14 protein-coding genes and 5 tRNA genes are annotated in these 9,348 nt (G+C 69.6%); 7 read left to right on the top strand and 12 right to left on the bottom strand.

Features of this window, described 5'->3' with window-relative positions:
* The first annotated feature begins 1 nt into the window (after position 1).
* From Psi01_RS29795 to Psi01_RS29770, 6 genes are all read left to right on the top strand, one after another.
* Positions 2 to 76: transfer RNA gene (locus tag Psi01_RS29795), tRNA-His, on the top strand.
* Between the two features lie 2 nt (positions 77 to 78).
* Positions 79 to 158: transfer RNA gene (locus tag Psi01_RS29790), tRNA-Tyr, on the top strand.
* 1 nt (position 159) lies between these two features.
* A tRNA-Arg gene (locus Psi01_RS29785) sits at positions 160 to 231 on the top strand.
* Positions 232 to 235: 4 nt separating this feature from the next.
* Positions 236 to 313 (top strand) — tRNA-Cys (locus Psi01_RS29780).
* An 18-nt stretch (positions 314 to 331) separates the two neighbouring features.
* Positions 332 to 493, top strand: coding sequence for a hypothetical protein (locus Psi01_RS29775; protein ID WP_204067461.1), 162 nt, complete (start codon positions 332 to 334; stop codon positions 491 to 493).
* A 6-nt stretch (positions 494 to 499) separates the two neighbouring features.
* Positions 500 to 570: transfer RNA gene (locus Psi01_RS29770), tRNA-Arg, on the top strand.
* A gap of 28 nt (positions 571 to 598) precedes the next feature.
* Here the strand turns inward: Psi01_RS29770 and Psi01_RS29765 are convergent.
* A complete protein-coding gene (locus tag Psi01_RS29765) occupies positions 599 to 886 on the bottom strand; it encodes a hypothetical protein (RefSeq protein ID WP_204067460.1) in 288 nt (95 codons plus the stop codon).
* Positions 887 to 992: 106 nt separating this feature from the next.
* Between Psi01_RS29765 and Psi01_RS29760 the strand changes: the two genes are divergently transcribed.
* On the top strand, positions 993 to 1,523 hold the full coding sequence (locus Psi01_RS29760) for a hypothetical protein (protein WP_239128128.1): 531 nt from the start codon (positions 993 to 995) through the stop codon (positions 1,521 to 1,523).
* A gap of 274 nt (positions 1,524 to 1,797) precedes the next feature.
* Here the strand turns inward: Psi01_RS29760 and Psi01_RS29755 are convergent, their stop codons facing one another.
* The 11 genes from Psi01_RS29755 to Psi01_RS29705 all read right to left on the bottom strand — a co-directional run bounded on the left by Psi01_RS29755 (position 1,798) and on the right by Psi01_RS29705 (position 9,346).
* Positions 1,798 to 2,130 carry a hypothetical protein gene (locus Psi01_RS29755; protein WP_204067458.1) on the bottom strand — a complete coding sequence of 111 codons (333 nt, stop codon included), beginning with the start codon at positions 2,128 to 2,130 and terminating at the stop codon, positions 1,798 to 1,800.
* A gap of 96 nt (positions 2,131 to 2,226) precedes the next feature.
* Entirely contained in the window at positions 2,227 to 2,568 is a 342-nt protein-coding gene (locus tag Psi01_RS29750; protein ID WP_204067457.1) for a hypothetical protein, read from the bottom strand.
* Positions 2,569 to 2,648: 80 nt separating this feature from the next.
* Positions 2,649 to 3,704, bottom strand: coding sequence for a hypothetical protein (locus Psi01_RS29745; RefSeq protein WP_204067456.1), 1,056 nt, complete (start codon positions 3,702 to 3,704; stop codon positions 2,649 to 2,651).
* 38 nt (positions 3,705 to 3,742) lie between these two features.
* A complete protein-coding gene (locus tag Psi01_RS29740) occupies positions 3,743 to 4,054 on the bottom strand; it encodes a hypothetical protein (RefSeq protein ID WP_204067455.1) in 312 nt (103 codons plus the stop codon).
* A gap of 103 nt (positions 4,055 to 4,157) precedes the next feature.
* Positions 4,158 to 4,871: a glycine-rich domain-containing protein gene (locus tag Psi01_RS44200; protein ID WP_204067454.1), complete on the bottom strand. Its 714-nt coding sequence runs from the start codon at positions 4,869 to 4,871 to the stop codon at positions 4,158 to 4,160.
* 6 nt (positions 4,872 to 4,877) lie between these two features.
* The gene (locus Psi01_RS29730; RefSeq protein WP_204067453.1) at positions 4,878 to 5,366 is read right to left on the bottom strand and encodes a hypothetical protein; all 489 of its coding nucleotides are present in this window, start codon (positions 5,364 to 5,366) and stop codon (positions 4,878 to 4,880) included.
* Between the two features lie 9 nt (positions 5,367 to 5,375).
* Positions 5,376 to 6,578 carry a hypothetical protein gene (locus Psi01_RS29725; protein ID WP_204067452.1) on the bottom strand — a complete coding sequence of 401 codons (1,203 nt, stop codon included), beginning with the start codon at positions 6,576 to 6,578 and terminating at the stop codon, positions 5,376 to 5,378.
* A gap of 12 nt (positions 6,579 to 6,590) precedes the next feature.
* Positions 6,591 to 6,965 carry a hypothetical protein gene (locus tag Psi01_RS29720; RefSeq protein ID WP_204067451.1) on the bottom strand — a complete coding sequence of 125 codons (375 nt, stop codon included), beginning with the start codon at positions 6,963 to 6,965 and terminating at the stop codon, positions 6,591 to 6,593.
* Positions 6,962 to 7,315 carry a lamin tail domain-containing protein gene (locus Psi01_RS29715; RefSeq protein ID WP_204067450.1) on the bottom strand — a complete coding sequence of 118 codons (354 nt, stop codon included), beginning with the start codon at positions 7,313 to 7,315 and terminating at the stop codon, positions 6,962 to 6,964. The genes Psi01_RS29720 and Psi01_RS29715 overlap by 4 nt, the downstream gene beginning before the upstream one ends.
* A 79-nt stretch (positions 7,316 to 7,394) precedes the next feature.
* Positions 7,395 to 7,769, bottom strand: coding sequence for a hypothetical protein (locus tag Psi01_RS29710; RefSeq protein WP_204067449.1), 375 nt, complete (start codon positions 7,767 to 7,769; stop codon positions 7,395 to 7,397).
* Positions 7,770 to 8,557: 788 nt separating this feature from the next.
* A complete protein-coding gene (locus Psi01_RS29705) occupies positions 8,558 to 9,346 on the bottom strand; it encodes a peptidoglycan recognition protein family protein (protein WP_204067448.1) in 789 nt (262 codons plus the stop codon).
* Positions 9,347 to 9,348 lie beyond the last annotated feature (2 nt).

Genomic DNA, 9,348 nt, shown 5'->3' with positions numbered 1-9,348 from the left:
TGTGACCGAACCCCGAAGGGTCGAGGGGGCCCGGTTGTGACCCGGGCGCAAGCCGGTTCAAGTCCGGCCGGTCACCCCGCGTCAGCTGGCAGCGGTTGCCAAGCGGCCTGTAAAGCCGTGGCCTTCGGGCACTGGGGGTTCGAATCCCTCCTGACGCACGCCTCCGTCGCCCAAGGGATGGGCACCGGCCTTCTAAGCCGGAGTGTGCGGGTTCGAATCCTGCCGGAGGCACCCGGGCCCGGGATCTCGCTGGCGCGGGAGGCCGCCTGCAAAGCGGTCGTGACCACAAGGGGTTCGATTCCCCCCTGGGCTTCGACGGATCGGAGATGCGGTGAAAGGCACCTTCTGGGCGGTGGTCGACGCGGTCGCGCACGTCCTGTACTGCCCGGCGATGTGGGGGCGGCGCTGTGCCCGCTACCGCCGTACGCACGATGTCCATCTGATCCCTGGCCGGTGGCTGGCGTGGGTGTGCGCCCGCCGCGACCACCACTAGAGCCGGGCCCCCGACAGGGTGGATCTGAGCCGACCGTCCGAAGGTCGGTGTGGCCGGTTCGAGTCCGGCCGGGGGTACAGGGGGTGTCTTCCGCTGTGGGGATGGCTACGGCCCGGTCAGGGGCGGGATGCGGTAGACGGCCGCGCTGTAGGGGCCGGCGTCGCGCACCACCTCCAGCACCTTCTTGTCGATCAGCGCCTGGATGACCTCCTGCTGGTGGCCGGCCGGGATGCGCAGCCACTGGAAGAACTGGCTGCCCGGCGACAGGTCTGGGGCGCAGGTACGGGTCATGTCGTCGGCCGCCACGGCGAACGCGGCCAGCGCCAGTGTCTCCCGGTCGGTGAGGGTGGCAGGCGGCCGACTTAACGTCTCTGCGATCAGTTGTTCACCCATCGTGGCCTCCTTCGCGCTCCCTGAGCATAGACGCGCGTCCGCGGCATCGGCGACGGTCGCGTTGAGCGGGCGACGGTAGGGATGGCCAGGGGTCACGGTGGTGGCCATGACGCTGTATGTGTGCTCCCTGAAGGTCACCAAGGCCCAGACCGTGCCGGTCGATCCGGACTACCACCTGGTCCGCTTTCCGTACGGGGCGGCTGAGAGCTGGGATCCGCACAACATGCACCCCGCTACCCAGCCGGACGGGACCGTCAGCCTGCACCCGGACGCCCGCTCCGGGCTGATCTGGCCGTGCGTGGCCGGGTGGGCGTCCCTGATCGGCATCGTGTTCTGGGAGGCCGGCCAGTCGTCGGAGTATCGGGGCCGGTTCATCAGGGATCCGCTGTCGCTGACGACCGGCTACGACTCCACCGCCACGCGGGATGACGCTCCGACGCCGGGCGGGCAGTACAAGACGTACCACCATGAGATGGTGGTGCATCCGCGCACGCCGGTCGGCTTCGCCGTACGGCACAACGCGACCAGCCCGCTGGACATCACCCTGGCCGAATTCAAGGTCGCGATTGAAACGGGCGTGGCCGCGATTCCGGAGCCGCCGCCGTACCTGGTGGGGCGGTCGCTGCCCGACCGGTAGGGCTTGGCCTGGTTCGGGGCCGGCGGCGTGTCCGCCGACCCCGAACGGTCAGCCCCTGCGGCTAACAGGGGCCGGGTGGTGCGTAGGTTCGCTCCAGGCAGTCGTCAAAGAGAACCCGGTGTCCACGATGCCGCATGCCGTCCCATGGGTCGATGCTTGGCGAACGACGCCAGACAATCTGCGGATGACGCTGAACAATCTGGGGCTGACCAGGGCGGGCCAGGGGACTGTCAACCACTGTCACGTTGACAATCGTGGGGGCGTTCTGGCGGGATCAGGCAGCGACCGCGGCCACCATGCCCATGGCGCCGCCCGCCTCCCATACCTTCTCCACCACATCGGACAAGGTCGCATCGGCTGGTGGTTCGTACGGCGGGCCGACCAGCAGCAGGCACACGCCCATCTCCAGGGCGGCGGCGCACCAGTCCGGCGTGCTCATCCGTCCCTGGGTGATGAACGGTCCGTCGCCGGGCCAGGTCACCGTGATCTCCCCGTTGGCGCCGATCAGGACCTGCCATTCGTTGCCGACGGCGGGTTCCACCATCAGGCAGGCGGCGTCGGAGTCGCCTTCGACGCGCAGCAGCGGCAGGCCCAGCCTCTTGACCACAGGGATCAGGTAGGCGGCGGGCTGCCGGGGCGGGTGCTCATCGTTCTATCGTGGCCTGCTGCTGCCGGGGCCGCCGCCGCTTTCCCCTCAGCGGGGTCAGGCGGCGGCCCGGAACAGGCGGCGGATCTTCCAGCGGCGGCGTGGGGCGATGGCGCCCACATCGATGAGGGCCTGGACGGCGACGCGGGCCCGGTCGTGGTCGTTGGCCCGGGTGTCGGTCCACATCGACTCCAGGGCGCGGGTGACGACCAGGACGGCGTCTTCGGCGGCGTCGGTCAGGGCCGGGTCGATGGTGGCCTGGCGTACGGCCTCATCGTGGTGACGCAGGGTCGGTCCCCAGCCGGTGATGGGACGCGGGCAGACGCGGCATTCCCGCTGCCCGGTGAGGTCGTTGATCCATTCGATGGCTTGGTGGCTGTAGGGCTTGGTCACGTTCATCACATTCGGACCCCTGTTCGATCCCTGAAAGGATCTTACCCGAATGTAGTTGCATGCGCACCTATTTACTTTCCGGAGGGTCAGGCGGCCTTCTTCAGGCGTCGCTGGTTCAGGTTGTACTGCCGGGACTTGAGCATCCCCAGCTCTTCACGCACCAGCAGGAACGGGTCCAGGGTGGTGTCGCGCTCCCACTGATCCAGCACGGCCAGGATCTTGCGGACCCGGTCGTGGTTGAGGGGGGTGTCGGCCAGCACTGAGCGGGTCGCCCCCGGTTCAAAGGTCTTCACGCGGATGAACTGCAACCCTGCGGCGGAGCGGATCCGGGAGACCTGGGTGGGGTCGATGTCCGCCGACCGGGCGATCTGCTCAGCGTTCATGCGGAAGCGCAGCGTCAGCCGTAGCACCTTCAGTATGGTCGTGGCAACCTGGGCGCGGTCCTCCAGGCGCCGCCCCACCTCCTCCGCCAGGGCGTCGCGGGGCCGCAGGTCCATGAGCTGGCCGTCTTCGGTGTAGTAGTCCGGCGGGTAGAAGCCCATCTGCTTGGCGCGGGACCGTGCCCAGGTTGCGATGGGGCCGGTCGGCCGTGCATCCTCCCACATCTGAAACAGCAGGTCGATGTCGTCGGCGCGGAAGGAATCGACGCGGGTGCAGGCGCCCGTGATGACGTGGCTGACGGCGTCCTCCGACCAGCCCAGCTTGGCGGCCATCTGCCGGATGGAGAACCCGGCGGCGTGCAAACTGCCCAATTTCCAGCGCACCAGGGGCACCGGGATGTGGTCGGCCACGGCCCGCAGGTCCGCGCGGGTGACGGCCAGGATCCGGACGGCGGTGCGCTTGTGGCAGCTGCGCGACTTCATGACGTTGAGCGCGGTGTTCTTGTTCAGGCCCGCAGCCCGGGAGATGGAACTGAGCGTCCATCCCTCCTGGAGGAGTTCGCGGATGCGCTGCTGCACGGCGGCCACGTCGCTGTAACCGCCGGCGCCTTCACGCTTGCGCTCCGCGACCCGCGCCCGGTGGATCTGGATGCACGTCGGCGTGGCCGGGCAGGCGTAGGTGGCGCGGCAGCCGCTGGCGTACCCATGCGGCTGGCCGTGCGGGAAGTCGGGGCTGTCAGGGTTCCTCAATGGGGATGGCATGGGTTCCTCCTGTATGCGCGGTCGCTCACCGCGCACCTCTACGTGGTGGTGCGGTCGATGTCGTTGGCGTGGCCGGCGATCAGGTCGCCGACCCGGGCGTGGTAGCCGCTCATCGCCTGGGCCAGCACGGCCTGCATCTGCCGGGCCTGCCTGATGGTGTAGCCGTAGGCCAGCGGCGGGGCCGGGGTGGTGCGCACGGCCTTCCAGGTGCGGGCCCAGCTCTCTTCGCCCAGGGTGACCTGCGCGACGGTCAGCCAGATGGCGATGCGCCGCCGCCAGGGCCGCCAGGGTTGGGCCCGGGCGGCGTCGATGCCCCGGGACAGGGCGTCGTACATATGCGGGACCTGCACGTTTCGTCTCTCCTGTCTGTACCTGGGTCGCTCTCCCGGCACCCTACTAATAGTACGGGTACTTAGTGGTTGTGGCGAGGTGTGGCTTTGCGGATTCTGGGGCTCACATGGGCACACCCCAGCCCTGGAAGGCGGTGACGGTGTAGGTGAGCCGGACCTGTCCGGCGCGCCCGGCCGCGCCCGCCAGGGTGCCGGAGTTGGTGCCGCCCGCGCCGCCGCCCCCGCCCCCCGGGGCCGTAGCCGGCACCGACCCGGCCGTGCCCTGGCTGCCGCCCGCGCCGCCGGGGCCGCCGCCGGTGACCGCGGTCGCACCGGCGCCGCCGGCGCTGGAAGAGGCGGAGGCGTTGCCGCCGGTGTTGCCCGCCGCGGCCGTACCGCCGGAGCCGCCACCGCCGCCCGCGCCGCCCCAGCTCCCGTTGCCGTTACCGCCGGTGCCGCCACTGAAGCGGGTGCCACCGCTGCCGCCGGACCCTCCGGCACCGCCCGCGCCCGCCGCGGCCGACGTGCCACCCGCCCCTCCGGCCGCGGTCACCGTGGTGCTGGCGCCGGTGAAGGAAGAGCTACCGCCGGAGCCACCGTTGGCGCCAGCCGCGCCGGTGCCGCCCGCGCCGACGGTGTAGGAGTAGGAGTTGCCGGCTGCCACCGCAACGCCGGTGATCTTGACGTACTGGCCGCCGCCGCCACCGCCGCCACACCGGGTGGTGGCCGCGCCGCCGCCGGCGCCCCCGCCGCCCCAGCATTCGACGTCGACGGAGCTGACTCCGGCCGGGCACACCCAGTTGGAGGTGCCCGCCGCGGTGAAGGTATCGGTAGGCATACGGCCTCAGCAGAGGATCTGGACGGTCAGATCGGATCCGGCCACCGTGGACCCCACCTGATCGATGTCGATGGAGAAGTACGCGCCGTCGGCGATGGTGGCCGTGTTGTAGTTGGTGACCTTGCCGGAGGTGTTGGCGCCGATGGCGATGGTCGGCCGGTTGGCCTGCGTGGACCAGATGGTCGTGCCGTTGATGTTGACGTCCACGATGATCGCCGCTCCGGTCGGGGCGGTGCCGACGGAGGCACGCACCCCGCGGATGGCCAAGCTGGAGCCGGTGTCGTTGTACAGCCGGTGCGTGCCGACCGCCACCGCCAGCGCTCCGGCCCGGGAGAAGGGGAACAGCAGCCCCGGCTCCACCAGGCGCTCCGTCCCGGCGGCGTTGCGGGTCCACAGGACGCCGCCGGACTTGGCGAACACGGACAGGAACCCCGACGCGGGGTTCGCCGGGGAGGCCTGTTCCGGGACGATGAGCGCTGAGCCGAACTTCGGCATGGGCTGCCCCTACGCCTTGGCCTGAACGACGACGCGCAGGGTGCCGCTGCCGTAGGCGATGTCGGCTTTCAGGCTGATGGTGTTGGCGTCGACGACGGCTTCGTCCAGGTGGATGCGGGCCCCGCCGCTGATCTCCCGCACATACACCTGCACGTCGGTGGTGCCCAGGTTGTGCACCACGTTGGCGGCCACGCCGGCAGTCAGGGCGGGGGCGTCGGCGCTGTAGGCGGTGACCGCGGCCAGGTTGGTGCGGGCGGCGGCGGCCGTGGTGGCGTTGGTGCCGCCCTTGCTGACCGGCACCAGGCCGACGGTGATGTTGTCGGCGTTGACGACGATGCTGCCGTCGGCCGCGGCCACGTCGAAGGTGTTGCCCGTCAGGGTCAGGCCGGCGCCGGCCAGGTAGGTGGTGCCGGAGGTGGTGAAGACGACCCAGGTCTGCGTCCAGGCGCCCGGGGCGCCGGACGGGGTGGCCGTCTGGACCATCTGGCCGCCGGCCCGGGTGCCCTCCGCCACCGCGACCAGCGTGCCGTCCAGGACCTCTCCGGCGGCGTCGGCGTCCGGTGCCCGGGTCGCCGCCGACGCGGCGCCGTTCCAGATGTAGATGCCGTTCTGGGTGCCGGTGGACTGGCCGTAGGCCAGGAACCGGTCCCCGGTGTTCATGGTGACGCCGTCCAGGGTGGCGCCGGGCGCCGACAGGGTGACGTCGGTGGACACGGCCACCTTCACCGGGTCCTTGATCCCGGCGAACCCGGCGCGGGAGTCGTCGACGTACTGCTTGGTGGCGGCGTCGGTGCTCAGGGTCGGCGACCCCAAAGAGGTGATCTTCTGGCCGTTGAAGTTGACCGACGCCGTCGGCGCGGTCATCTGGTCCAGGCGGGAGGCGCGCACGGCCGCGTCGAAGTCGCTGATCGTTGCCGCGGCCTGGCTGCCGGTGTGGTTGGCCCTGGCCAAGGGGTCGACGGCCAGTTTGCTGAGCGCGATGTTCGCCCCGGACGCGATCTTGTTGTTGGTGACGGTCCCGTCGGGCAGGTCGGCGCCGTCGGCGCGCACCCAAGCTGAGCCGTTCCACACCTTCAGCACCGGCGGGGAGGCACTGGTGTCGGTCCACTGCTGGCCGGTAGCCGGGGACGACGGCGCGGTGCCGGACGCTTCCGCCACCAGGCTCTTGACCGGGATCTGCTGCGTGTCGATCTGTGCGCCGAACTTGGGCACTGCCAACCCCTCCTAGGTGGTGAGCACGATGTGGCCCGCCATCGGGAAGGCCCATGCGATGCGGACGGTGGTGGGGGTGGGATAGGTGACGTCACCTTCGACGGGAGCGCCGCTGGAGTCGTAGGTGATCACGTTGGGGGTGATGACGATGTCGTGGGTGACCTCCCACACCGCGGCGGGGATGGCGACGTCGTAGTGCAGCTCCCGGGCCGCGCCGGTGGGCCCGGGCGGGCCCTGCGGGCCAGGAGGGCCGGGCGGGCCCTGGATGCCCGGCATCGTGAGTTCCAGCGCCACGTCCGGGGCGGAGTCGACGACGACTTCCCTGACGGAGTCGATCTCCACGATGATGACGCTGGGGGAGGTGACGACCTCAACCTGGACGGTCACCGGGTCACCTCAGCGCTGACTTCGACTTCGCCCTTGAGCAGAGCGGTGGTTTCACCGCCGGGAGATTCGATCTCCAGCCCGTACAGGCCGTACCGCCAGGCCCAGGCCGCGGTGATCTCATCGGCGACATGCAGTTCCACGCGGCCGTCGGATGCGGTGATGGTGATGCCCCCGCCGGGGGCGGAGGTGAGCGACAGCAGCGGCGTCGGGGAGGTGACCGACTCCCGGACCTGCATGCGTGCGCTGTAGCCGGTCAGATCCAGCGGGGTGCCGTCGGGGTTCTTCAGCCGCAGCACCATCCGCCAGGTCTCCCCCTGGTCGACCTGGATTTTCCAGTAGGCCGCTGGCACGCAAACACCCCCGGAGTGATCCCGTGGGGTGGGCTTCCGGGGGTGAGCGTGTCAGGTGGACGCTTCTTGTGTCGCGTCCTTACATGCTGGCCTTACCGGTGTCACCGACGGCCTTCTTTCGGCCACGGTAGGTACGCGGCCGGGCTCCACCTGCGGTGGCGATACGGCTCACCATGGCATCGTTCAGCCCGGCCGCGTTGCCGATCACCGCCAGGTTCAGTTCCCGGACATTGTCAGCCAGTGCAGATATGATCTTGTCTCTTGCCTGTCGCGGAAGGTCCTTGCCGCCGTTCAAGACACGCAGCGCCTTCAGCGCCAGGTCCACCACGTCGTCGGTGGGGTCATCCTTGAGCTGGGCCACGATCATGTCCCCGGCTTTCAACACCTCAATGAGGTCAGTGATCGTGGTGGGTTGCTGTGATGTCACAACGCGACCGCTCGGGTTGGACGTCAAAATCGCCTCCTAGGGCCGGTCAGGGACCACCCAGGGTCGGGTGGGCGGTATCCCTGCCGCCGGGGTGAAGGGGTTGTTGCAGCGGGTCGTCGCTGGTGGTGGTGCCGCCAGCGTAAATCGGCGCAGCCTTTGCCGCGCGCACACAAGTTGGCCGGTGCACCACCGCTAGCGCACCGGGAGACGGTCACCTCTCCCCCTTCTGGTCGCGCTACGGCGCGGGGCGATCGGCGTGTCACCTGCTGCCATTGATGGCTCTCATTTCCCGATAGTCGGTCATGGGGATAGCCAAGGACGGGCAGGCGGGGGCATCGCCCGCGGTGCGCCGGCATGGACAATGAGCGCGGTCGACGATTGCGCCCGCGGCATCGGCCGGGGCGGCATATCGCCGTACGCAGGTCGGGCAGGTGACGTTGAGCGCGGGGTCTGGACGATCAACGTCTGCGATTTCGGAACGTTGTAAGTCGCAACGTAAAGGATGCCACTGTACTTGAACACCCCGTAGCTACTTGTTTCCAGAGCGTTTATGACAGGGGTGGTCATAGCCGGATCGGAAACACACGCTCCCCGGGGATCGCCGGGAGCGCCAGAAGGGGTGTTATGGCGGCGCGATACCCACGCCGCCGCGGCGTCACGGCCGCGGGCAACGATCGGTGTAGGGCTTGACATGGGGGTCTCCTGTCTGGCCGTGTCGCTCACAGGCCACGCCACCCCTGAAACGATCGTTCAGGTACTTAGCCCAGATTGTACAGGTGAGCCCCGATCACAGGGGTGGACAAGGCGAACCGGACTCATGTCACCGGTTCTTCCCATGCCGCGATCCAATCATCCCGCCCCACCTCACCGGTCACCCGCAGCCTCTTCTCCGCCTGGAAGGCTTGCGCCACCTTCGCCGACTCCCTGCCGTACAGGCCGTCGACGGCGATGCGCCAGCCGCGGGCGCGCATGCGCCGCTGCCAGCGGCGCACGTCCTTGCCCTCCATCAACGGGCTGGTCAGGCGCAGGATCCGGCCGGGCCACATCGGCGTCGACACCGTCTCCTCCTGGTTGGCCTGCGCGCCGCCCAGGTGGTGCTGGACCCGCTCCAGGAAGTATGCCCAAGGAAAGTTCGGTCCGGGATCGGTGTGGTCGGAGCGCCGGTACACCGCCGATACATCGGCGTGGCTAGTGATCCCCTTGTGGCCGGCGCGCAGCTGGGCGCGCGTCAGCCGCCGGGCCGGCAAGCCGTACTTGGCGCACCATTCGGCGGTCTGGATCGCGGCCTGCTCCAGCGCGGCCCGGGAGAAGCGGTCCAGCCACTGCTCACGGGTCTGCCGGGCATAGCCAGCGATTTCCAATTGGAGCCCGTCGGCATTGGCCCCTGGGGCGGCCCAGGCCGTGTGGGCGTCTGCGACGCAGCGGACCCGGGAGTCGGAGTCGACACACACATGCGCCGAAGCCTTGGTGCCGGTCGTGGCGAAGTAGCGGGCGACGTTTTCGGCCGTGGTCGCGCTTTCGGGTGCTTCCATGTCGTGCACGACCACGACGCGGATGTCTTCGATGCGACCCTGGGTGTACCAGCGGGCGGTGATGGTGCGCATGA

Origin of the sequence: Paraplanobispora siamensis (assembly GCF_016863175.1) — a bacterium.
GTDB lineage: Bacteria > Actinomycetota > Actinomycetes > Streptosporangiales > Streptosporangiaceae > Planobispora > Planobispora siamensis.
Note: the sequence above shows the minus strand (reverse complement) of the source record. Positions and strands in the feature narration are given on the sequence as shown.